18 protein-coding genes are annotated in these 22,650 nt (G+C 57.4%); 9 read left to right on the top strand and 9 right to left on the bottom strand.

Going from position 1 to position 22,650, the window contains the following annotated elements; all coding sequences use genetic code 11:
- The first annotated feature begins 164 nt into the window (after positions 1 to 164).
- A complete protein-coding gene (fbp, locus tag ACLEXF_RS20385; RefSeq protein WP_004206493.1) occupies positions 165 to 1,163 on the top strand; it encodes a class 1 fructose-bisphosphatase in 999 nt (332 codons plus the stop codon).
- 44 nt (positions 1,164 to 1,207) lie between these two features.
- On the opposite strand, the gene yjfF is transcribed toward fbp, so the two are convergent.
- The 4 genes from yjfF to ytfQ form a co-directional block, all read right to left on the bottom strand.
- Positions 1,208 to 2,206 carry a galactofuranose ABC transporter, permease protein YjfF gene (gene yjfF / locus ACLEXF_RS20390; protein WP_002886825.1) on the bottom strand — a complete coding sequence of 333 codons (999 nt, stop codon included), beginning with the start codon at positions 2,204 to 2,206 and terminating at the stop codon, positions 1,208 to 1,210.
- On the bottom strand, positions 2,193 to 3,218 hold the full coding sequence (ytfT, locus tag ACLEXF_RS20395) for a galactofuranose ABC transporter, ATP-binding protein YtfT (protein ID WP_004206491.1): 1,026 nt from the start codon (positions 3,216 to 3,218) through the stop codon (positions 2,193 to 2,195). The genes yjfF and ytfT overlap by 14 nt, the downstream gene beginning before the upstream one ends.
- 10 nt (positions 3,219 to 3,228) lie before the next feature.
- Positions 3,229 to 4,731, bottom strand: a complete 1,503-nt coding sequence (gene ytfR, locus ACLEXF_RS20400; RefSeq protein WP_407259955.1) for a galactofuranose ABC transporter, ATP-binding protein YtfR — start codon at positions 4,729 to 4,731, stop codon at positions 3,229 to 3,231.
- 123 nt (positions 4,732 to 4,854) lie between these two features.
- Positions 4,855 to 5,811, bottom strand: a complete 957-nt coding sequence (gene ytfQ, locus ACLEXF_RS20405; RefSeq protein ID WP_002886769.1) for a galactofuranose ABC transporter, galactofuranose-binding protein YtfQ — start codon at positions 5,809 to 5,811, stop codon at positions 4,855 to 4,857.
- A 403-nt stretch (positions 5,812 to 6,214) separates the two neighbouring features.
- On the opposite strand from ytfQ, the gene ppa reads away from it, so the two are divergent.
- Positions 6,215 to 6,745, top strand: a complete 531-nt coding sequence (ppa, locus tag ACLEXF_RS20410; protein WP_002886766.1) for an inorganic diphosphatase — start codon at positions 6,215 to 6,217, stop codon at positions 6,743 to 6,745.
- A gap of 74 nt (positions 6,746 to 6,819) precedes the next feature.
- The gene (locus ACLEXF_RS20415) at positions 6,820 to 8,007 is read left to right on the top strand and encodes a hypothetical protein (protein WP_109882776.1); all 1,188 of its coding nucleotides are present in this window, start codon (positions 6,820 to 6,822) and stop codon (positions 8,005 to 8,007) included.
- A gap of 145 nt (positions 8,008 to 8,152) precedes the next feature.
- On the opposite strand, the gene ACLEXF_RS20420 is transcribed toward ACLEXF_RS20415, so the two are convergent.
- The 3 genes from ACLEXF_RS20420 to tamA are packed head-to-tail and all read right to left on the bottom strand — an operon-like array spanning position 8,153 to position 14,006.
- Entirely contained in the window at positions 8,153 to 8,497 is a 345-nt protein-coding gene (locus ACLEXF_RS20420; protein WP_002886724.1) for a gamma-glutamylcyclotransferase family protein, read from the bottom strand.
- Between the two features lie 2 nt (positions 8,498 to 8,499).
- The gene (tamB, locus tag ACLEXF_RS20425; protein ID WP_371330534.1) at positions 8,500 to 12,276 is read right to left on the bottom strand and encodes an autotransporter assembly complex protein TamB; all 3,777 of its coding nucleotides are present in this window, start codon (positions 12,274 to 12,276) and stop codon (positions 8,500 to 8,502) included.
- Positions 12,273 to 14,006: an autotransporter assembly complex protein TamA gene (tamA, locus tag ACLEXF_RS20430; RefSeq protein WP_023319583.1), complete on the bottom strand. Its 1,734-nt coding sequence runs from the start codon at positions 14,004 to 14,006 to the stop codon at positions 12,273 to 12,275. Before tamA ends, tamB begins: the two co-directional genes overlap by 4 nt.
- A 209-nt stretch (positions 14,007 to 14,215) precedes the next feature.
- Between tamA and msrA the strand changes: the two genes are divergently transcribed.
- From msrA to araC, 5 genes are all read left to right on the top strand, one after another.
- Positions 14,216 to 14,854 carry a peptide-methionine (S)-S-oxide reductase MsrA gene (gene msrA / locus ACLEXF_RS20435; protein WP_032456893.1) on the top strand — a complete coding sequence of 213 codons (639 nt, stop codon included), beginning with the start codon at positions 14,216 to 14,218 and terminating at the stop codon, positions 14,852 to 14,854.
- Between the two features lie 180 nt (positions 14,855 to 15,034).
- Positions 15,035 to 16,372 (top strand): hemolysin family protein, encoded by a 1,338-nt coding sequence (locus tag ACLEXF_RS20440; protein WP_004206485.1) that lies wholly within the window; start codon positions 15,035 to 15,037, stop codon positions 16,370 to 16,372.
- Between the two features lie 200 nt (positions 16,373 to 16,572).
- A complete protein-coding gene (locus tag ACLEXF_RS20445) occupies positions 16,573 to 17,805 on the top strand; it encodes an oligosaccharide MFS transporter (RefSeq protein ID WP_141923019.1) in 1,233 nt (410 codons plus the stop codon).
- An 18-nt stretch (positions 17,806 to 17,823) separates the two neighbouring features.
- Positions 17,824 to 19,833: a beta-galactosidase gene (locus ACLEXF_RS20450; RefSeq protein WP_064795184.1), complete on the top strand. Its 2,010-nt coding sequence runs from the start codon at positions 17,824 to 17,826 to the stop codon at positions 19,831 to 19,833.
- Between the two features lie 30 nt (positions 19,834 to 19,863).
- Positions 19,864 to 20,736 carry an arabinose operon transcriptional regulator AraC gene (gene araC, locus ACLEXF_RS20455; RefSeq protein ID WP_004206480.1) on the top strand — a complete coding sequence of 291 codons (873 nt, stop codon included), beginning with the start codon at positions 19,864 to 19,866 and terminating at the stop codon, positions 20,734 to 20,736.
- A 61-nt stretch (positions 20,737 to 20,797) separates the two neighbouring features.
- Here the strand turns inward: araC and ACLEXF_RS20460 are convergent, their stop codons facing one another.
- Entirely contained in the window at positions 20,798 to 21,004 is a 207-nt protein-coding gene (locus ACLEXF_RS20460; protein WP_002886707.1) for a DUF1107 domain-containing protein, read from the bottom strand.
- Between the two features lie 324 nt (positions 21,005 to 21,328).
- Between ACLEXF_RS20460 and ACLEXF_RS20465 the strand changes: the two genes are divergently transcribed.
- A complete protein-coding gene (locus ACLEXF_RS20465; protein ID WP_004206478.1) occupies positions 21,329 to 21,886 on the top strand; it encodes a YtfJ family protein in 558 nt (185 codons plus the stop codon).
- Here the strand turns inward: ACLEXF_RS20465 and cysQ are convergent.
- A complete protein-coding gene (gene cysQ, locus ACLEXF_RS20470; protein ID WP_017900585.1) occupies positions 21,876 to 22,619 on the bottom strand; it encodes a 3'(2'),5'-bisphosphate nucleotidase CysQ in 744 nt (247 codons plus the stop codon). The two genes, ACLEXF_RS20465 and cysQ, sit on opposite strands and share 11 nt — an antisense overlap.
- Positions 22,620 to 22,650 lie beyond the last annotated feature (31 nt).

The following is a 22,650-nucleotide window of genomic DNA, read 5'->3' on the forward strand; positions in this document are numbered from 1 at the left end:
TTCTCTTATCCGGGGCACATTTTACCCATATCCCGGGCCCTGGCGAAATGCATTTCAGGCGAATCTGTATTTTGCTGGCGCGATTCACCAGTGCGCACTTTTTTGATTCTTTGTTAAGATTGTTGCGTTCGTTTTACTCAACATAAAAATGCAGGGAACGAGTTATGAAAACGTTAGGTGAGTTTATTGTTGAAAAGCAGCACGAGTTCTCCCACGCCACCGGTGAGCTGACTGCTTTGTTGTCAGCAATAAAGCTGGGCGCCAAGATCATCCACCGCGATATCAACAAGGCCGGTCTGGTCGATATCCTGGGTGCCAGCGGTGCTGAAAACGTTCAGGGCGAGGTTCAGCAAAAACTCGATCTGTTCGCTAATGAAAAATTAAAAGCCGCACTGCGAGCACGCGATATTGTTGCCGGGATCGCCTCTGAAGAAGAAGATGAGATTGTCGTCTTCGAAGGGTGTGAACACGCCAAATACGTGGTGCTGATGGACCCTCTGGATGGCTCCTCTAACATCGACGTTAACGTCTCTGTCGGTACGATCTTCTCTATCTATCGCCGTGTGACGCCTGTTGGCACGCCGGTGACAGAAGAAGATTTCCTGCAGCCGGGAAACAAGCAGGTGGCAGCGGGCTATGTGGTCTATGGCTCTTCGACAATGCTGGTGTATACCACCGGCTGCGGCGTCCACGCCTTCACCTATGACCCGTCCCTCGGCGTCTTCTGTCTGTGCCAGGAGCGCATGCGCTTCCCGGAGAAGGGCAATACCTACTCCATTAACGAAGGCAACTACATCAAATTCCCGCAGGGCGTGAAGAAGTACATTAAGTACTGCCAGGAAGAAGACAAAGCGACGCAGCGTCCTTATACCTCACGCTATATCGGCTCTCTGGTGGCGGACTTCCACCGCAACCTGCTGAAAGGCGGCATCTACCTCTATCCAAGCACCGCCAGCCACCCGGATGGTAAGCTGCGCCTGCTGTATGAATGCAACCCGATGGCCTTCCTTGCCGAACAGGCGGGCGGTAAGGCCAGCGATGGTAAAGAGCGTATTCTGGATATTGTTCCGGAAAGCCTGCACCAGCGCCGCTCCTTCTTCGTCGGCAACAACCACATGGTGGAAGACGTCGAGAACTTTATTAAGTCGTTCCCGGACGCCTAAACGCCCTGCCCGCTCCTCCCGCGCCTGCGGGAGGAGCCTCTCGCTTAGCGACTCCCCGCCCCGCTCACCCGCGTCACCGCCGCATTCTGCCGGTTTTCCCACAGCACGGTCAGCCCACGCTGCAGCGCGATAAAGATAAACAGCAAAATGCCGATGGCGATTTTCGTCCACCATGAGCTGAGGGTGCCGTCGAAGTTGATGTAGGTCTGAATCAGCCCCTGGATCGCCACCCCGAACAGGGTTCCCAGCACGGTGCCAACGCCGCCGCTGAGCAGCGTGCCGCCGATCACCACCGAGGCAATGGCGTCCAGCTCCACGCCGACGCCCGCCAGCGCATAGCCCGCCTGGGTATAAATGGAAAAGACGATCCCGGCCAGCGTCGCCAGCCCGGTGGAGAGCATATAGATACGGATTGTGGCGCTGCGGGTGGAAATCCCCATCAGATTCGCCGACGTCGCGTTGCCGCCGATGGCATACACCTGATTGCCGAAGCGGGTGCGGTGGGCGACAAAAATACCGGCCACCACCACCAGCAGCATCAGCAGCCCCATGGCGCTGAGGCGTCCGCCGCCGGGAATGGTCCATGCCAGCCCGGACAGGGTGTCATACACCGGGTGGTTAATCGGAATCGACTCCTCTGATACCAGATAGCTCACGCCGCGCAGGAAGAACATGCCGGCGAGGGTGATGATAAAGGCCGGGATCTTCAGGGCGTCAATCAGCAGCCCCATAAACGCGCCGAAGGCGCAGCCCATCACCAGCACCAGCGGAAACGCCACCAGCGGTGATATTCCCCAAAAGCCAATCGCTTTGGCGAGAAAGACGCCGGTAAAGGCGATCACCGACCCGACAGACAGATCGATCCCGCCGGAGAGGATCACGAAGGTCATGCCCACGGCGATGATCCCGAGGAAGGCGTTATCCGTCAGGATATTGCAGATCACCCGCGTCGAGGCAAAGCCGGGGAATTGCGTCAGGCAGTAGAGATAGCCCAGCACAAACACCGCGAGGGTGATCATCAACGGTAAATTACGTTTTATCATGGCCGCGTACCCCTTTCAGTAAACCGATAAAGCGCGGCGACTGGACAATCAGTACGCACAGCACCACCACCGCTTTCACCACCTGGTTGAGCTCCGGCGGGAAGCCGGAGAGCAAAATCCCGGTGTTCATGCCCTGGATAATCAGCGCCCCCACCACCGACAGCAGCAGGTTGAATCGCCCGCCCATCAGCGAAGCGCCGCCGATGACCACCGCCAGAATGGCGTCCAGCTCCAGCCATAGCCCGGCGTTATTGGCATCCGCGCCGCGAATGTCCGCCGCCACGATGATCCCGGCGATCGCCGCGCAGACGCCGCTCAGGACATAGGCCAGCATCACCACGATGCGGGTATTAACGCCGGCGTTTTTCGCCGCGCGGATATTGATCCCCACCGCTTCGATAAACATGCCCAGCGCCGTTTTACGGGTAAACAGCCAGAACAGCAGCAGCGTAGCAGCGGCGACGATCACTGGCGTCGGAAACAGCAGAAACGATCCGCTGCCAAGCCACGCCAGCGCAGGGGAATCAAAGGTGACGATCTGCCCGGCGGTGATCAACTGCGCTACCCCGCGTCCGGCCACCATCAGGATCAACGTCGCCACAAAGGGCTGGATCTTAAGGACCGCCACGAGGATGCCGTTCCACAGCCCGGCCAGCGCGCCCGCCGCCAGCGAGGCCAGCAGCACCACCGCCAGGCTGTGTCCGGCGACGGTCATCGAGGCGGCCGTCGCGCCGGCAATCGCCATCACCGCCCCCACCGACAGGTCGATGCCGCCGGTGGCGATCACCAGCGTCATGCCGATGGCCAGCAGCGCCACCGGAGCGGCGCGGTTGAGAATATCGATTGGGCTGCCAAACAGGCGGCCATCCTGGAGCACTACCTGATAAAAATGGGGTGCCACCAGGCTGTCGACCAGCAGAACCAGCAGCAGAGCAATGATCTGCGGGGTGCCCTTCGGCCAGGTGAAGCGTCGCTTCTCCGGGCCGGTTTGCGAAAGAGATCGAGGCATCATGAGTTACTCCTTATGCCGCAATAGCGTTCATGATCGCCGGTACAGAGAGCTCGGCGAGCGGGATCTCGGCCACCTGCCGGCGATCGCGCATGATAATGACCCGATCGGCGTAACCCACTAGCTCCTCCAGTTCAGAGGAGATGACCAGCAGCGCCAGACCATCGGCGCAGAGGGTTTCAATCAGGCGAATAATTTCCGCGTGGGCGCCGACGTCAATGCCGCGGGTCGGTTCATCGAGGATCAGGAACTGCGGTTTGGTCAGCAGCCAGCGGGAAAGTAATACCTTCTGCTGGTTGCCGCCGGAGAGAAACTCGATCGGCTGCTCCGCGCTGGGGGTACGGATCCCCAGCTGGCGAATAAAGCGCTCGGCGATCTCGTTCTGTTCACGCCGGGGTATCGGCCGCAGCCAGCCGCGCTGCGCCTGCAGGGCAAGGACGATATTTTCCCGCACCGAAGCGGCGGCGATAATGCCGTCGGTTTTGCGATCCTCCGGACAGAAGCCGATCCCGAGGCAGGAGGCCTGATGCGGAGAGCGCAGGGTTTGCGGTTTGCCTTTGATCCATGCCTTCCCGCTGTCCGCCGTTTTAATGCCGAAGATCACCTCGGCGGTTTCAGTGCGTCCGGAACCCAACAGGCCGGCGAGGCCGACAATTTCGCCCGGACGGACCTGCAGGTCGAACGGGGCGATGGTGCCTTTCTTGCCGTAGCCTTCGAACGCCGCCACCGGCTTATCGCTCAGCAGGGTTCGGCCCGCCCGCTGCAGGGCGTTGTGGTCCAGTTCGCGGCCCAGCATCATTTTCACCAGCTCAATCTGCGGCAGCTCGCGGGTTTCGCGGCAGCCGACGAAGCTGCCGTTGCGCAGCACGGTAATGCGGTCGCTGACCGCATAGACCTGGTCGAGAAAATGGGTGACGAAGATCAGGCTGACGCCGTTATCCCTGAGCTGGCGCATCAGGGTAAACAGCATCTCCACCTCCTGAGTATCGAGGCTGGCGGTGGGCTCGTCGAGGATCAGCACCTTGGCCGACAGGTCGATAGCCCGACAGATAGCAACGATCTGCTGCATCGCTACTGAAAAGCGGTTCAGCGGCTCGCGCACATCGAGGGAAAAGCCATAGGAGGCCATCAGCGCCGTCGCCCTGGCCTCCATCTCTTTATGCCGCAGCAGGCCAAACCGCCGCGGCTCACGGCCGATAAACAGGTTGTCCGCCACCGACATATTCGGCAGCAGGTTCACTTCCTGATAAACGGTGCCGATCCCCAGCTGCTGGGCATGGGCGGTATTTTTCGGGGAAATGGCCTGGCCTTCCAGCCAGATGGTGCCGCGATCGGCATGGTAAACGCCGGTAAGCGCTTTGATCAGCGTCGATTTTCCGGCGCCGTTTTCGCCCAACAGGGCCATGATTTCGCCGCGCCGCAGGCTAAAGTTGACGTTATCCAGCGCCTTAACGCCGGGGAAGAATTTACTGAGTCCTTCGGTGCGAAGGATCTCCTGGTGTGCCTCGGCGCTCATAATCGATATCACCTTCAAATGATGTCAGGTTGCCCCGGTTCGCGCTCTGCTTGCCGGGGTTACTGGAACGCTGCCTGTTACCCTCTCCGCTTGCGGAGAGGGCCGGGATGAGGGGCTAGCCACTCAGTAGCCCATATTTTTCTTCTTCTCTAACTCTTCTTTCGCCGTATCCGGCAGATACAGCGTCGATTTGGTAATGGTCAGCTTCTCCGGCAGGGTGCCGTCTTTTTTGTATTTCTCCAGCGCATCAAACGCCGGGCCGGCCATATTCGGCGTCAGCTCGACGCTGGCGTTGGCTTCGCCGGCGATCATCGCTTTATAGATATCCGGCACGCCGTCGATGGAGCCGGTCAGAATATCTTTGCCCGGCTTCAGACCGGCTTCTTTAATGGCCTGGATGGCGCCGATGGCCATATCGTCGTTATGAGCGAATACCATGCAGATGTTTTTGCCGTTATTCTCCGCCTTGATAAAGCTCTCCATGACCTCTTTCCCTTTGCTGCGGGTGAAGTCGCCGGACTGAGAGCGGATAATTTTGATATTCGACGCTTTGGCGATAGCGTCGGCGAAGCCTTTCTTACGGTCGATGGCCACGCTGGCCCCGACGGTGCCCTGCAGTTCAACGACGTTACACGGCTTACCGTCGACGGTTTTCACCAGCCAGTCGCCAATCAGCTGGCCTTCCAGCACGTTGTTGGCGGTCACGGTGGTCATGTAGAGATCTTTATCTTTCACATCAATGGAACGGTCGAGGAGGAAGACCGGTATCTTGGCCTCTTTCGCCTCTTTCAGCACCGGCTCCCAGCCGGTGGCCACCACCGGCGCAATGAAGATCGCGTCAACCCCCTGGGCGATAAAGGAGCGCACCGCTTTGATCTGGTTTTCCTGTTTTTGCTGACCATCAGCGATCTTCAGCGTAATACCGCGCTTGGCGGCTTCCTCTTTCGCGACGCTGGTTTCCGCCGCACGCCAGCCGGATTCAGAACCGACCTGCGAAAAACCTACGGTTAGCGGGGCAGCTATCGCCATAGACGACATAGCTGCGGAAACTGCTGTGACAAGAAGTAAGCGCTTCCACATAAGGGTATCCTCGTAGGGTTATTGTTGGTTAAAGTCTCACCTGCGGACAAACTATAGACAATCGGTGATGTAACTGAATGCGTTACATCACACTTCAAAAAAGTAAATGAGATGTTAATTACAGCCCAATAGCCCAGCGGAGAGCGGATAAGGCTTCGCGGGGAGCGCGGCAGCGGCGGTTTGTGACGTTTTTTTAAGCAGTTTGATAAATCAATCACATGCAATGAAAACGGTTACATAAATTTATTCATGATGTGGCTATGTTTATGGATTTTCATGTCATTATGGCGTGCAAAATTCAGAGCACTCCGCGGCGAGATCGGGAAAAAGAAGCGAAGACATTCGATGTGAGTTGGCTATAATACCGAGCACTTGTTTGCCATACATTTTAAAGGAAACAGACATGAGCTTACTCAACGTACCTGCGGGCAAAGATCTGCCGGAAGACATCTACGTCGTGATCGAGATCCCGGCGAACGCAGATCCTATCAAATACGAAGTCGACAAAGAGAGCGGTGCACTGTTCGTTGACCGTTTCATGTCCACAGCGATGTTCTATCCGTGCAACTACGGCTACATCAACCACACCCTCTCCCTGGACGGCGACCCGGTTGACGTGCTGGTCCCGACTCCGTACCCGCTGCAGCCGGGCTCCGTGATCCGCTGCCGTCCGGTTGGCGTTCTGAAGATGACCGACGAATCCGGTGAAGACGCGAAACTGGTTGCCGTACCGCACACCAAGCTGAGCAAAGAATACGATCACATCAATGATGTGAACGACCTGCCGGAACTGCTGAAAGCCCAGATCACTCACTTCTTTGAGCACTACAAAGATCTGGAAAAAGGCAAGTGGGTTAAAGTCGACGGTTGGGACAACGCGGAAGCGGCGAAAGCCGAAATCGTTGCCTCTTTCGAGCGCGCTAAGCAGAAGTAATTCTGTCTCAGGCAGGGTCATCCCCTGCCTGATTGCGGCACGGATTGCCGCGATAACACCATGGAGGGTGTCCCGTGAAAAGCGTTCGCTATTTCACTCTTAACTTTTCTGGCTTCACGACCGCCGTCTCTGAAAAACAGGGGTATCTGCGCCTTATCGCCGGCGAGCATGTCTTTTACACCGATAAACGCTATTTTAACGACCCCGCACTTTTTGACCGTCTGAAGATCAATCAGCCCCTGCATCTTGGCGCCCGCCGCCTGGACAACGGCAGTTACTGGATCCACTGGCTCAGCGATGGCGAAACGCTCCTTGAGCCCAGTCAACACGTAAAGCGCTGGGCCCGGCCACTGCTGTTTATCAGCCTGCTGACGCTCATCATCACCCTTATCCCGCTCATGGTGAGCGCCTCAGAATGGGGAAAGTTCGGCTGCGGCATTATCGCGATACTGGCCTTCATCGCGCTGTTAACCGGGCTCTACGAGCTTCTGTTCCACCCGGCGCTAAAACGGCACCCCGCCATGCGCGATCTGCTGGCGAAGATGGCGCTGGCCCGCCGACGCGACGTCTCCTTTTGCCAGCCGCTACCCGCCACGACGCAAGCCCTCCGCCAGTCGGCAATGCCTTTTACGCAAGCCCTGCCGGAACGCTATGCCGCTCAGGCAGACATCATCATCGACGCCCACTTTAAGAAGTGGTATGCAGGCAATCCAACCCGCGAATATCACGGCCTCGGGATACAATGCGGTTCCCTGCCGCTGGCCTTCTGGTGGCAGGCAGGCTGCGCTAATTTCGCGCTGCATCCGGTGTTTTACCGTTGTCAGCCGCCGTTTCTTGCCACCGGCGATCGCATCCTCGCCGTATACGAGCGCGACAGCCGGGCGATCCATGCGCTATACAATGCCAGCGACGGCGCGGCTTATATAAAAAACCATCCGCTCTATCCTGGACGCCGACAGCTGTCGCTGCTCTATTACCTGTTTTACGGCCTCGCGCTGGTGATGTATCTGTTATTTCTCGGAGTAGAACTCGTCAGCGCCCTTCAGTCAGGCCGGCGCGTCTGGTGGCAGGTTCAGGATTCGCTGGACATGCTGTCCTTATTGTTACTCTGTTTTGGCGGGGTACTGGCGGTGCTGGAGCTGATAGGCCCAACGGCCTGGTTATTGTCACACCGGGTGGCTGACTGGCTGAAGCTGCGATCGGCGATGCGGCGTTACCTGCGGGGGGCTGCCCCTCCTACCACGCTCGAGGAGGTCATGTAATGTTTAGCACCCCAACACGACGATTATTATTCCTCGCGCTGACGACGCTGGCTTCCACAGCGTGGCTGGCGAAGGATTATCTTCCGCTCTGGTAAGAGGTAGGCGCAGAAAAAAACAACGCCACCCGAAGGTGGCGCTGTCATGGTTAATACTGGTCGCGATCCAACCAGTTGCCGTTCGCTATCAACGTACAACCCTCAACGGAACGTTGATAGACATACATCCATGCGCTGCCGTATGGCGTCTGAATCAGGTGGCGCGCATACTCGCCCCCCTTGGTGCGGAGCGCATCCAGTTCGGCCAGCGTCGATGCATCAATACGATAAACTTCACCATGTACTGTGCCTTCGCCGGGCACCGCGCCTGGATAGTGGCCCAGGCTGTACAGCTGATAATCGTCGACACTATGAGCGCCCAGCCACTGGGCGTTGGTCATCCAGTGGCTGTTGCCTTGTTTGCGTCGTAAACTGCCGTAAACAAATATTCGCATTGCTAAAACTCAAACTGATAGAGCAAATCGAGCGCCTGGTCGATGCCAGACACCGCTTCCACATATAGCTTAGGCATCAGGCGATAACGTAAAGTCAGCGTCGCCAGGGAATCGAAGATACCGACCCCGTATTTTACCTGCAGACCCGGCAGTACATAGCCGCTGACCACCACCTGGGAAGAGTCGCCTACCCCTTCGGTGTCCAACGCCAAATTGCTTACGCCAAACGTCTCGCCGATTTTACCCACAACCTGACCACTTTGTGCAACCCCCATACCAATAAGCATTGAGGTCATCGCGGCGCTATCGCTCTGTCCGCTGCTCAAACCCTGGCCGCGCAGCAGATAAGACAGCGCTTCCTGCTGGGACATAACCGGGTCAGAGAAGATCTCCGCTTTCGGCTGATCGGCGGATCCGGTGACGCGAACGCCGGCGATCACGTCGTCTTCGGTGGCATCCGGGTTACGAATTGCTTCGATATTCAGTAATGGCTGATCCGGCGGACCGGAGAACAGCAGTTCCCCTTTGCGCACAATCAAATCCTGGCCATAGGCGTGGAAGCGGCCGTCCGGAATATTGATCTGCCCGTTGAGTCCCAGCCCCTGCTTGTCCTGCGCCACTTTCAGATCGCCGGTCAGACGCGCTTTCAGACCGAAGGCTTCCAGACGAACGTTGTTGCCGACGTGGATCGTCAGGTTGCTGTTGATCGGGATCCCGGCGCTCTGCTGATTAATCGGCTTGAGGTTTTTGTCGAGCATCACTTCATCAGAAGACACGCCAACCGCGCTCTCCGGCACTTCGTTGACCACGATCCGCGCCCAGGGCACATCCACCTTGCCATCGAGGTTGAACAGGCTTGGCGTGGCGGTAAACACCACGTCCGGCGATACATCGAGACGGACCATCGGCGGCACCGTGATCCGCACCCGGCTGCCTTTCGCCGCAATTTGCGCCCGCCAGTTATCGATCTGCGTCCAGTCGGCGTTGCCGCTGAGGGCGATTTGCCCCTGACGGGTGTTCACCGTCCCCTGCAGGGTCGAGCGCGTGCCGTTGAAGTTCATCGCCAGCTGGCTCGGCTGCATATCAAACGGCATAAAGTTGCCGTCGATATCCACCCCGCTTAACTGCATCTGGCCGAACAGCTGTGGACTTTTCACGTTGCCGCCCAGGCGCAGACGGGCGTTGAGCCTTCCCTCCGCCTTTTCACCGCGGGCGAAAATCGGGTTGATCATCGCCAGCGAGAAGTTGCTGATATTGACGTTGCCGCCGAGGTTACGCCGCCCCTGCGGGTCGGTGACCTGCACCTGCCCATCCAGCTGGCCATTGTTGGTCAGGCGGATAAGCCAGCCCAGCTCCGCGCGATTGTTATGCAGATCGGCGCTGAGGTTCAGCGTATCGAACGCCACCGGCAGCGGGGCGTCATTGACCACCTGGGTCACTTTGACGTTGCGCCCGCTGAGGGTCACTTTGCCCTGCGGCAGCCCCTCCTTGGTGGTGTCCCAGCTGACATCGGCATTACCGGTAAAGACGCCGCTGGCCTGGGTCGCCTCCGGCATAAACGGCTTGAGCATCGCCAGGTCGAAGCGGTTGAGATTCACCCGCGCCCGCCCGCTGGCGCCTGCGTCAATGGTCTCAGGCACGCAGAGCTCGGCGTTCGGGTTGGTCCAGCAGTGTGGCCCGATGCTGATTTTCTGCTCCTGGTTGCGGTAGTCCAGCGCGATACTGCGCGTCAGCGCCACCGGCCCCACCGGCGTCTGGAAGCGGGTATCGCTTAGCGCGCCTCTCCAGCGCTCGGCCTGACGATCGAAGCTGCCCGCCAGCGCCAGCTGGCCGGAAACCGGATCGCCTTGCACCCGCAGCCGCAGCTCATGCTGCTTCTCAGTGCCTTTGGCATTGAGCTGCACCAGGCTGATATTCACCCCCGGCTGGCTGATGCGATCCACCCGTACGTCCAGGTTGCCGCCGATCTGATCGGTGGATTTCACATCCCCTTTGACGTTGACCTGGGCGATGGTCAGCTCCTGCCAGCGCAGCGCCCGGGCGGTGATGTCCGCCAGCAGCTGCGGCGCATCGACAGTGCCGCGCACTTTCACCAGCCCCTTCGCCGTCCCGCCGAGCCCCGGCAGCGCATTATCCAGGTGCGGCGCATCGATGGTGGCGTCGAGATTCAGATCCTTCACCCCCAGCTCGCCTTTGATATCGGCGCTGTTCGGGCCTAACGCCAGATGCAGCCCCGGGATTTTCCACTGCAGATAGCTGTTGCCCTGCAGCGAGCCCGAAACATCCACCTTGTTCTGTTTCACGTTGCCGGTAATTTTCAGCTCCGGCACCGACATCTGCCAGCTGCCGCCGTACAGGCTGCCCTGGGTCTTGATCCTGCCATTGAGCTTCGATGGCCAGTCCGGCACCTCTTTGGCGGTGTTGATGCCGTCGAGGGTCAGCTCGCCGCGCCAGCTGATCGCCTGCTGCCAGTCGAGGAGCGCTTTCAGCTCGGTTTTCCCTTCCAGGGCATTGACCGTCAGCTTGTCGAGATTGATCTGCCGCTCATTGCCTTTGGCGTTGAGGGCGATTTTCGCCGGCGGCAGCGACTGGCCTTTCACCGCGGTGGAGAAGGCCAGCGCATAGTCGGTCATTTTGCCGCTGAACTTCAGCTGGACGTCGTCGGCCTGGAACTGCTTCTCGCCGCTGAACGGCCAGGCGAGCTGCTTACTTTTCAGCTCCATATTGAGCGGCAGCCCGGCCTCCGCCAGCTGCGCGTCCGCCCGCAGCGTGGCCGCGACCGGCCCGCTTAAGTCCACTCCGACCTTAAGCGTTTTACGTATCTCGCCGCCCACCTTCAGCTGCACCTTCTCCCCTTTCATCGGGTCGACGTTCAGCGTTCCGGCGAGGGTGATGTCTACCGGCCAGTTATCCTGTAGCTGGGCGCTGCCCGAAGCGCTGACCTTGCCCTGATCGGAGTCGATGTCGAGGGCGTCGAGCTTCATCTGCCCGTCGATACTGCTGACTTTCAGCAGCAGGTTGTACACGGTGATATCGGTATCGCCGGTGAGGCGCAGCTGCTCGCCGCGGAACGCCTGAATATTGAGGTTAAGCGGCAGATGGACATCGGTCATCGCCGGCAGCACCGGCTGCGAGAAGAGGTCGGTCATCGTCTCGCCGAGCGGTTTCTCCTGCGGTCGCGGGTTGTCGATTTTCGGCTCGACCACCTGCTCCTGCGCCACTTTCGCCACCTTCGGCAGAGCGATCAGCAGCCCCTGCAGCGAGGTCGGCGTCAGGGTCAGGTTTTTCTCCTGCCAGTTCAGGCCGGTGGAAAAATCGCGCACGGAGACCGCGGTATCGTCGATTTTGACGTTGACGTTATGCAGCGCGACGCGGCTGAGGACGATCGGATAAGGGGTGGAGAGATTCAGCGGCCCGCTCTCCTCTTCCTCGACCGGCGCAGAGGGCGGCATCTTCTTGGTATCGACGGCGACGTAAATATCGCGCAGCGCGATGTCGTTTACGCACAGACTGCTGTCCCACAGACAGCGCAGCCTGACGCTGAGATGAAACTGGCCGGCGGTCACCGCCACGCCGGGCTGCTCATAGCGGACATTATCGAGGGTTAAATCACGCCAGCCGCCGGTCACTTTGCCGATTTCCAGCCCCGGCACCCAGCGATCCGCCGCTTTGAACACCAGATGCAAGCCGGTGGTGGTGCCCACCAGGAACCCGACGGTGCCCAGCAGGAGAACCAACACGATTAATACGCCGAGGCTTATCTTCTTCCATAAACTCATAATTCAGGCCCCAGACCGATGTAAAACTGTAAACCATGCTCTTCTTTGTCGCCGATTGGCCGGGCGATATCCAGCTTGATCGGCCCCACCGGCGACTGCCAGCGCACGCCTACCCCGGCGCCGGTTTTGAAATCACTCTCGCGAATATCGCTGACCGCTTCGCCGCTATCGACAAACACGGCGCCCCACCACTTGCCACTGACGTTGTACTGATATTCCAGCGAGCCGGTGGCCAGCTTCGAGGCCCCGATCAGCTTGCCGTCATCGTCCTTCGGCGAGATGGATTTGTATTTATAGCCGCGAATACTGCGATCGCCCCCGGCGAAAAAACGCAGGTCCGGCGGCACCTTGTCAAAGTTATCCGCTTCGATCCAGCCCAGGTTGCCACGCACCACAAAGCGGTGGCGGTCATAGAGGGTACGGATCCAGACGTCCTGAGCCTGCATCACGATAAAGTTGATGTCCGAGCCCCACATGGTGTTGGAGTAGTCCACCGAGTAGCGCTGCGAATCGCCCCAGGTAGGCATCAGCCCGCCGCGGGAGCGAGTGCGGTTCACCGAGACCCCGGGGTAAATCAGCATGGTGGTGTTGGTGACGTTCGCCTGGGTAAAGTGGTCCAGGCTCCAGCGCAGGTTAATCGCCCGCTGCCAGCCGCTCGACATCTCCCAGAAACGCGAGACCCCCAGGGTGGTAGAGTCGGCCTGGGTATCATTGAGGTCGGTACGCTTAAAGCCGCCCTGCATCAGATAATACTGTTCGAGGGGGCTCTTCAGCAGTGGGACTTTATAGGTAAAGTCGAACTGCTGCTCCGGGGCGGAGAGGCTGACACTGGAGGTCAGGCTGTGACCATAGGAGTTCATCCACGGTTTTTTCCACGTGGCTTTCACCCGCGGACCGACGTCTGTGGAGTACCCTACCCCGGTTTCCACGGTGTTCTCTTTGCGTGGCGAGACAACGCCCTGCAGAGGCAGCACCTTGGTTTTCCGTGACTTAGCAAAATCAGGCGCCACCACCACCGAACTGAACCACCCGGTCGCCGCCAGGCGGCGGTTTAGCTCGGCCAGGTCCTGCGAGGTGTAGTAGTCGCCCTCTTTAAACGGCACGAGGTTTTGCAGGTATTCATCGCGAATTTGCGATCCGGAGAAGGTGACGTGGCCAAAGCGATAGCGTTCTCCGCTGTCGTAATCGATATCCCAGAACGCCTGATGACGGTCGAGGGAGACCCCAAGCTGGCTTTTATTGAACTCGCTGTCAAAGTAGCCTTTGCGCAGGGCGACACGGGTCAATGAGCTCTTGAAACCGTCGTAATCGCCGTGGTTGAGCACCGTCCCAATGGCCGGGCGGGTTTTCAACAGCGCCAGGTAATCGCTGTCGGTGCGGGCGCCGCCGCGCAGAATCACCTCGGTTCCGCCAATGCGCACCGGCTCACCCGGGGTCACTTTGGCGATCAGCACCTGACGGCCCCTTTTCGGCGGCGGACGCAGATCAAATTCAATCGTCGGCTCGTAATACCCCAGCGCTTTCAGACCTTCGCGAATGGCGTCATCGACGCGCGCGCGAAAGCGACGATCCGGCGTGACCTCATCACTCTGGATGGTGGAAAGCTGGGCGCGAACGTTTTTCTCCAGCTCTCCGGATAATCCCTCAACCTGCAAACGCACATTCGCTGCGCTGGCGACCCCGCTGACCAGCAAAAGGCTGGTGACACATAACTGGCGGATTTTTAGCACATTTTCTCCTGAATATCCCTGTTTCCCCCTACAGGAAACACTGGCGCCGCTCCACGGCTTAACAAAACCCTAACAACTTAGGGTTGAAAAAGTGGCAATAACCCAAATAATTCTTATGTATTAATCTAGACGTATTACGCGTATTTATTGTGTTAAAAGACACGCTTCGTTACAACCTTAACGACGATTTCTGTATTGAGAGGCCCACCGTGAGTCTATTTGATAAAACGCATCTTGTCGCCCAGGCGGATGCGCTGCCTGGACGCAATACCCCGATGCCAGTGGCGACGCTCCACGCAGTTAACGGCCACTCGATGACCAACGTCCCGGCGGGGATGGAAGTGGCACTGTTCGCCATGGGCTGCTTCTGGGGAGTTGAACGTCTGTTCTGGCAATTGCCGGGGGTTTACAGCACCGCCGCCGGCTACACTGGCGGCTATACGCCCAATCCGACCTATCGCGAAGTGTGCAGCGGCCAGACCGGTCACGCGGAAGCGGTGCGCGTGGTCTACGATCCACAGGTCATCAGCTATGAGCAGTTATTGCAGGTGTTCTGGGAAAATCACGACCCCGCGCAGGGCATGCGACAGGGTAACGACCTCGGCACCCAGTACCGTTCGGCGATCTATCCGTTGACGCCGGAACAGACGGAAGCGGCAAAGGCCAGCCTCGCGCGCTTCCAGGCGGCGATGAACGACGCGCACGATACCCGTCACATCACCACCGAGATCGCCACCGCCAAACCGTTCTACTATGCCGAGGACGATCACCAGCAGTATCTGTATAAGAACCCGCATGGCTATTGCGGCATTGGCGGCATTGGCGTCTGCCTGCCGCCTCAGGCGTAATTCTGATTTCCGCCTCAACAGCGAGGCGGTTAATGAACGCTCTGGCGGCTTTACATTCCCTTACGCTATACTACCCAGTGTGACAGCCGGTCCAGCGCCTTCGGACCGGTTTTTTATGTATTCCACATTTAAGTTATCAACTTCCCTTCCGAGGATCTGACCTCAACGGTCAGAAAAGATATGTTAAACAGTATTTTAGTAATACTCTGTCTGATAGCCGTCAGTGCGTTTTTTTCGATATCGGAAATCTCACTGGCCGCCTCACGTAAAATCAAACTGAAACTGCTGGCCGATGAAGGCAACGTCAACGCACAGCGGGTGCTGAAGATGCAGGAGAACCCGGGCACCTTCTTTACCGTCGTGCAGATTGGCCTCAACGCCGTCGCCATTCTTGGCGGTATTGTGGGCGACGCGGCTTTCTCACCGGCGTTTCATAGCCTGCTCAGCGGGTATTTGTCACCGGAGCTCTCCGAGCAACTGAGCTTCATCATCTCTTTTACCCTGGTCACCAGCTTGTTCATCCTGTTTGCTGACCTGACTCCGAAACGCATCGGTATGATTGCGCCCGAAACTGTGGCCCTGCGCATCATCAACCCGATGCGCTTCTGCCTGTTAGTCTTCCGCCCGCTGGTGTGGTTGTTTAACGGCATGGCCAACATGATCTTCCGCATCTTTAAACTGCCGATGGTGCGGAAAGACGATATCACCTCCGACGATATCTATGCCGTGGTCGAAGCCGGCGCGCTGGCCGGGGTGCTGCGCAAGCAGGAGCATGAGCTGATTGAGAACGTGTTCGAGCTGGAGTCCCGCACCGTACCTTCCTCCATGACCCCGCGTGAAAGCGTCATTTGGTTTGATTTGCATGAAGACGAGCAGAGCCTGAAGAATAAAGTGGCCGAACACCCGCACTCGAAGTTCCTCGTCTGTAATGAAGATATCGACCACATTATCGGCTACGTCGATTCAAAAGATCTGCTGAACCGCGTGCTGGCGAACCAGAGCCTGGTGCTGACCGGCGGCGTGCAGATCCGCAACACGTTGATCGTCCCGGATACCCTGACCCTGTCCGAAGCGCTGGAAAGCTTCAAAACCGCCGGGGAAGACTTTGCGGTGATCATGAATGAATATGCGCTGGTGGTCGGGATCATCACCCTTAACGACGTGATGACAACTCTGATGGGCGACCTCGTCGGCCAGGGGCTGGAAGAGCAGATCGTCGCCCGCGATGAAAACTCGTGGCTAATCGATGGCGGTACGCCGATTGATGACGTGATGCGCGTGCTGGATATCGACGAGTTTCCGCAGTCCGGGAACTACGAGACCATCGGCGGCTTTATGATGTTTATGCTGCGTAAAATCCCCAAACGCACCGACGCGGTGAAGTTCTCCGGCTATAAGTTCGAGGTCGTGGATATCGATAACTACCGTATTGACCAGTTGCTGGTGACCCGCATCGATAACAAGCCCACAGTGCTGGTGCCCAAGCAGGCGGAAGCGGCGGAAAGCCAGAACGCCTGAGCGTAATCCTTTCTCTCTCTTAAGGGCGGATGATCATCCGCCCTTTTTATTGCCCGAATGTGAAGCGGCTCACGCCCCTCTGCCGATAGCAGATTATTACTGCTCGATAGCGAAACGTTTATGACTCCCCCGTGCGCAAAAAGGTAACGTTGCTCGCGTCTACACGATCATATTCCTGAATAAAGGAAGCGAGGGTTACCATGATAACGTCGAATAAAAATTACTTTGTCAGCTGTCTGTTTTTCCTGTTTTTCTTTATAGGCTGGGGATGCTGCTACCCCTATTTATCACTGTGGTTAACGGAAACCATCGGTATTAACTACACGGACGTCGGTCTGGTTTATTCTTTCACTGCCATTGTGGCCGTCTGCGTTCAGCCATTATTCGGTTTTATATCGGATAAGCTGGTGTATCGTAAGAATCTGATGTGGATGCTGGCGATCATTATCACCTTATTCGCTCCATACTGGATCTATGTCTTCGCGCCTCTGTTAAAAATAAATGTGTTCCTCGGCGCGCTGGCTGGCGGCCTCTATATTGGCATGGCCTACGGCGCAGGCTGCGGGATTTGCGAAGCCTACATCGATAAGGTCAGCCGCGCCTCCGGCTTCGAATTTGGTCGGGCGCGGATGTTCGGCGGCATCGGCGCCGCGATCGGCACCTTTGCGGCAGGAAAGCTCTACGGCATCGATCAGAACATGATTTTCTGGCTGGCCAGCGCAGCAGGCGTCTGCCTGCTGGTGATTGTCTGGAAAATGCAGATCAGCACCCATCAAAAGCAGGGGCTGCTGTCCGGCAAAACGTCGCCGGTTACCCTCCGCGATGCCGTCTCGTTGTTAAAAATTAAAAAATTCTGGTTCTTCGCCCTCTATGTCATTGGCGTCGGGGCGGTCTATGAAACCTATGACCAGCAGTTCGCTATCTACTACAGCCATTTCTTTGAGAGTAAAGCCCGGGGTGCAGAAGTCTTCGGTTATTTAACCACGGGTCAGATTTTCCTTGATGCCATCGTGATGTTCTTTGCACCATGGTTTGTGAATAAAATCGGCCCGAAAAATGCGCTGTTATACTGCGGGCTGATTATGAGCTTGCGCATTATCGGTTCCGCGTGGGCTATTGGCCCGGTATCCATCAGCCTGATTAAACTACTCCATGGATTTGAAAGCTCGGTGTTACTCGTCGCGGCGCTTAAATACATTACCGCTAACTTTAACCCCCTGCTTTCCGCGACGGTTTACTTAATTGGCTTCCAGTTTTCAAAAAGCTTTAGCTCTATTTTTCTCTCCACCGGCATCGGCCATATGTACCAGAGCATGGGCTTTACCAGCAGCTATATCGTGCTCGGTAGTATCGCCCTGTGCTTCACGCTCATTTCGTTTATCACGCTGGATAAAGCACGCGTGTTCTCTTCACAACCTGTGCCCGCGAATTAATGTCAGGAGGTAGTCTGCATGTCTCAGTTATTTTATGGCGTGGCGTATTACGATGAATATATGCCGGAAGATCGGCTGGCCAACGATATCGCCTTAATGCGCGAAACCGGCATTAACGTGGTGCGTATCGCCGAGTCCACCTGGAGTACGCTGGAGCCCGAAGAGGGCCAGTACAATTTCTACCATATCGACCGGGTGCTCGAGGCGATGCATGAGGCCGGCATTGCGGTCATCGTCGGGACGCCCACCTACGCGGTCCCGGCCTGGCTGGCGGCGAAACATCCCGATATTCTGGTCACCACCGTCGCGGGGCAGCAAAAATATGGTCCGCGGCAGATCATGGATATCGTCAACCCGACCTTTCGCCGCTATGCCGAAAAAATTATCCGCACGCTGATGGCCCATGTGCAACACCATCCGGCGATTATCGGCTGGCAACTGGATAACGAAACCAAGCATTACGACAATATTGGCCGCTATATGCAGGAGGGCTTCGTGCGCAGCCTGCAGGAGAAATATCCAGACCTCCGACAACTGAATCACGATTTCGGTCTGGATTACTGGAGCAACCGCATTGACCGCTGGCAGGATTTTCCGCCGGTGGAAAACACCATCAACGCCAGCCTCGCCTGCGCCTTCTCCCGCTATCAGCGCCAGCAGGTCACCGAGTATCTGGCCTGGCAGGCGGAGATTGTGCGCGAGTACGCCCAACCGCACCAGTTCGTCACCCACAACTTCGATTTTGAATGGCGCGGTTACTCTTACGGCGTGCAGCCGCGGGTCGACCATTTTGCGGCGGCGCAGGCGCTGGATATCGCCGGCGTCGATATCTATCACCCGAGCCAGGCACACCTGACCGGGCGGGAAATCGCCTTTGGCGGCGCCATCACCCGCTCGCTTAAGCCGGGCCAGAACTACTTCGTGCTGGAAACCCAGGCGCAGGGCTTCGCCCAGTGGACTCCCTACCCGGGCCAGCTGCGCCTGCAGGCGTTCAGCCATATCGCCTCCGGCGCCGCCATGGTCTCCTACTGGCACTGGCATTCGATTCATAACGCCTTCGAAACCTACTGGAAGGGGCTGCTCAGCCACGACTTCTCGCGTAACCCGACCTGGCAGGAGGCCACCACTATCGGGGCTGACTTTGCCCGCCTGTCGCCGCAGCTGGCGGAGCTGAAGGCCGAAAACGACGTTGCGCTGCTGATAAGCAATGAGGCAATGGACGCCCTCAATCACTTCCGTCCTGGCGATGCCGAGGGCAACATTTATAACGATATCTTTCGCCGCTTCCACGATGCGCTGTATGACCACAATATCAGCCTCGACATCATCCACGATGTAAACGAGGAAACCTCGCGCTACCGAGTGCTGATCGTTCCCGGCCTGTACGCTGCCGATGATGGCCTGCTGGCGCGGATCAATCACTATATCGCCGAGGGCGGCAGAGCGCTTATCGGCTTTAAATCGGGCTTTAGCGATGAAAACGTCAAGGTACGCCGCAGCGCGCAGCCTGGGATCCTGCGGCAGAGCTGCGGCGTCAGCTACAGCCAGTTCACCCTGCCGGAAGGGACGACGGTAAGCTCTTGCTGTGCAGAGATTGATTGCCGCAATGACAATCAGGCTGAGCTGTGGATGGAATTGCTGACGCCCGATGATGGGACCCGCACCTTGCTGCGCTATCAGCATCCGGCATGGGGCGAATACGCCGCCGCCACCGAAGCGGATTATGGCCGGGGACGAGCGATGTATGTTGGCTTCCTGCCGCAGAAGGGATTGATTAGCCAGCTGTTTGATGTACTAACCGCCGATCTCGCATTGCGCTCGCGCACTTCCGCCTATCGCTTCCCATTAGTGGTCAAAAAAATGCGTAATCGCGCCGGGAAAACCACCCACTTCCTGTTCAATTACTCCGGCGAGACGCTGGAATTTGTCAGCGAGACCGCGGGTAGCGCGCTGCTGAGCGGGGAGACAGTATACGTCGGCCAGCCGTTGCGCCTCAGGGCCTGGGAATTTACTATCATCGAAAGCTAACGACGCGGCGGCGCTCAGGTGGGAGAGAGAATGGAACTGGATATCAATGAGCTACTCAATTTCTCGCCATTGATGAAGACCTTTACCTTCAATGCCTGGGTCGTCGCAGGCTTCACGCCGATTACCCGCGGCTCCACGCTGGACTACTACATTAACCGCCCGCAGGGGATGAAAGGTTACATCATTAATCTGACCCTGCGCGGCCAGGCGCGGGCGAAGGCGGGCGATGGCTTCCTTCTGTGCCGGGAAAACGATCTGCTGCTGTTTCCTCCCGGGGTGCCCCATCACTACGGCAGGGACGAGCACAGCGAGTATTGGGACCATCTGTGGATCTACTTTATCCCCCGCCCCTACTGGATAGACTGGCTAAAGTGGGACCAAACCACTCACGGTATCGGCAAAACAACCATTAACGATCCCGAACAGCTCCAGCAGCTGCGCGATCTGTTCTACGAAGTGATACGCCATCACTCGGCATCCGCGCCGCTGTCGGAAGCGCTGGCGATGAACGCCCTGGAAAGATTGATCCTTCACTGTTTTCAGCGACAGCCCATCAGCAACCGTCACGCCCACGACCCACGGATTAACGCCGTCTGCGACTACCTCAACGCCCATATTGCGCAGGAGGTAAAAATCGAGACCCTGGCGGCGATGGTATTTATCTCCCCTTCACGTCTGGCGCACCTTTTCAAAAATGAACTGGGGCAAACGGTTTATGCATGGCGGGAAACGCAACGCATCAACCGCGCCAGGTGGCTTATTCAGAGCACCTCGCTCCCGCTTAACAAAATTGCTTTATCGGTAGGCTACAGCGATCCGGTCTATTTCACCCGCTTGTTTCGTAAACATAACGGTATTCCACCGGGCGAATATCGCAAACGCTATGCGGAAATGAAGGGCTAAAAACATCAACGGCTCCCATCGGGAGCCGTCTTTTACCTACTACGTACTGCTACGTTTCAGGTTATGCCATCTCAGTTTGCAGACGCAACACCTGACGATTGACTTCGGACATCACTGACAGATGCAGCTTGTCCTTGACCTTCGGGATAAGGATTTTGCCCTTATCAAATTCAAATGCGCCAACGTCCTTGATGTACAACCGTCCACGAAACAGGATCTTCACGTACTTCGCCACTTGCAGCGGATTGTAGCGTTGGAAAATTTTCATTCTTCTCTCCTGCCAGGGTTACGCTCCTGTGGTGCCACAGTTAGCCCACGTATCGGGAGCGCAAATTTTAATGCCCTAAAACTATAGTCCAGAATCTCAGAGGGACCCAGTATGTATAAGTTTATTTACCCTTTGATGACAATAATTCAGAATTTTCGTTTCAGACATACGATGAAGTAAGTATAAGTCGCCGTTTTTCGACTAATTTGTGCGTCAACACGCAAACTGGCATCCTCATTGCGGGTAATCACCACCAATCGCACTTATGATTAAACGAGACCAAGTGGTCGGATCACCTGCACAAAAAATGATTAAGGAAACCGTATGACCCTACGTAGCATACTGGCCGCCTCGTTACTCCTCGTGCCGCTGCTGGCCTCAGCGCATAACTTTGTCGATGGCCAGCGCGTGGCGCCGGTCGGCGTCGCGGATCGGGGCGAATTAATTCTGGATAATGATAAGTTTAGCTATAAAAACTGGAATAGCTCGCAGCTGGCGGGAAAAGTGCGCGTCGTCCAGCACATCGCCGGACGCTCGTCAGCAAAAGAGAAAAATGCCAATCTGATCGAGGCGATTAAAGCGGCGGGCTTCCCGCACGATCGCTATCAGACCACCACCATCGTCAATACCGACGATGCCATCCCGGGCACCGGTATGTTTGTGCGCAACAGTATCGAAAGCAATAAAAAGCTCTTCCCATGGTCGCAATTTATCGTCGACAGCAATGGATTGGTGCGAAAAGCCTGGCAGCTGGACGAGAAGAGCTCGGCGATTGTGGTGCTGGATAAGAGCGGGCGCATCCAGTGGGCCAAAGACGGCGCGCTCACTCAGCAAGAGGTGCAGCAGGTGATCGACCTGCTGCATAAATTGCTTAATAAATAGAGACCCGGAAGCCGGGATTGAGGAAGGATTCACGCGGCGTGTAGTCGAGGGTTTTGCCCTGCCAGTCGTGAACATGCGCCCCGGCGGCGACCGCGACGGCATGGCCGGCGGCGGTGTCCCAGGTGCTGGTCGGCCCGAAGCGCGGATAGAGCTGGGCCTGGCCTTCCGCCACCAGGCAGAACTTCAGCGAGGAGCCGATGGAAGTGGTCTGGTGCTCGCCCAGCTGCTCAAGGTACTCCTGCAGCTCCGGATCGTTGCCATGGGAGCGGCTGATCACCACCAGCGGTGGACGGGCATCGCGGACCTGGATCTGCTTGCGCACGCCGCACTCTTCTTTCCAGGCTTTGCCTTTTTCCGCGCTGTACATCACCTTCATCACCGGCGCATAGACCACGCCCAGCGTCGGCTTGCCGTTTTCAATCAGCGCGATATTAACGGTGAACTCGCCGTTACGCTTAATAAATTCTTTGGTGCCGTCCAACGGGTCGACCAGCCAGTAGCGCTGCCAGTGCTGGCGCACTTCCCAGGCCGGCGGGTCCTCTTCCGACAGAATGGGAATGGTGGCATCCAGCGCCTGCAGGCCGCTGACAATGACTTTATGCGCCGCGATATCCGCCGCCGTGACCGGAGAATCATCTTTCTTGCTGGCGACGTTGATCGGCTGGTTTCCATCGTAAACTTCCATGATGGCATCGCCCGCGTTCCGTGCAAGCTGACATACTTGTTCTAACATTCTCCACCTCGTCTGGTTACAGTGGCGTTAA

The organism is Klebsiella pneumoniae complex sp. WS1778 (genome assembly GCF_049472055.1).
Classification (GTDB): domain Bacteria; phylum Pseudomonadota; class Gammaproteobacteria; order Enterobacterales; family Enterobacteriaceae; genus Klebsiella; species Klebsiella quasipneumoniae.

Excerpts from the sequence above, each read along its gene's own strand:
- cysQ (WP_017900585.1), bottom strand. The coding sequence starts at position 22,619 with ATGTTAGAACAAGTATGTCAGCTTGCACGGAACGCGGGCGATGCCATC.
- fbp (WP_004206493.1), top strand. The coding sequence starts at position 165 with ATGAAAACGTTAGGTGAGTTTATTGTTGAAAAGCAGCACGAGTTCTCC.
- ACLEXF_RS20445 (WP_141923019.1), top strand. The coding sequence starts at position 16,573 with ATGATAACGTCGAATAAAAATTACTTTGTCAGCTGTCTGTTTTTCCTG.
- ACLEXF_RS20460 (WP_002886707.1), bottom strand. The coding sequence starts at position 21,004 with ATGAAAATTTTCCAACGCTACAATCCGCTGCAAGTGGCGAAGTACGTG.
- ppa (WP_002886766.1), top strand. The coding sequence starts at position 6,215 with ATGAGCTTACTCAACGTACCTGCGGGCAAAGATCTGCCGGAAGACATC.
- tamB (WP_371330534.1), bottom strand. The coding sequence starts at position 12,276 with ATGAGTTTATGGAAGAAGATAAGCCTCGGCGTATTAATCGTGTTGGTT.
- yjfF (WP_002886825.1), bottom strand. The coding sequence starts at position 2,206 with ATGATAAAACGTAATTTACCGTTGATGATCACCCTCGCGGTGTTTGTG.
- ytfT (WP_004206491.1), bottom strand. The coding sequence starts at position 3,218 with ATGATGCCTCGATCTCTTTCGCAAACCGGCCCGGAGAAGCGACGCTTC.
- ACLEXF_RS20450 (WP_064795184.1), top strand. The coding sequence starts at position 17,824 with ATGTCTCAGTTATTTTATGGCGTGGCGTATTACGATGAATATATGCCG.
- araC (WP_004206480.1), top strand. The coding sequence starts at position 19,864 with ATGGAACTGGATATCAATGAGCTACTCAATTTCTCGCCATTGATGAAG.
- ytfQ (WP_002886769.1), bottom strand. The coding sequence starts at position 5,811 with ATGTGGAAGCGCTTACTTCTTGTCACAGCAGTTTCCGCAGCTATGTCG.
- ytfR (WP_407259955.1), bottom strand. The coding sequence starts at position 4,731 with ATGAGCGCCGAGGCACACCAGGAGATCCTTCGCACCGAAGGACTCAGT.
- ACLEXF_RS20465 (WP_004206478.1), top strand. The coding sequence starts at position 21,329 with ATGACCCTACGTAGCATACTGGCCGCCTCGTTACTCCTCGTGCCGCTG.
- ACLEXF_RS20420 (WP_002886724.1), bottom strand. The coding sequence starts at position 8,497 with ATGCGAATATTTGTTTACGGCAGTTTACGACGCAAACAAGGCAACAGC.
- ACLEXF_RS20440 (WP_004206485.1), top strand. The coding sequence starts at position 15,035 with ATGTTAAACAGTATTTTAGTAATACTCTGTCTGATAGCCGTCAGTGCG.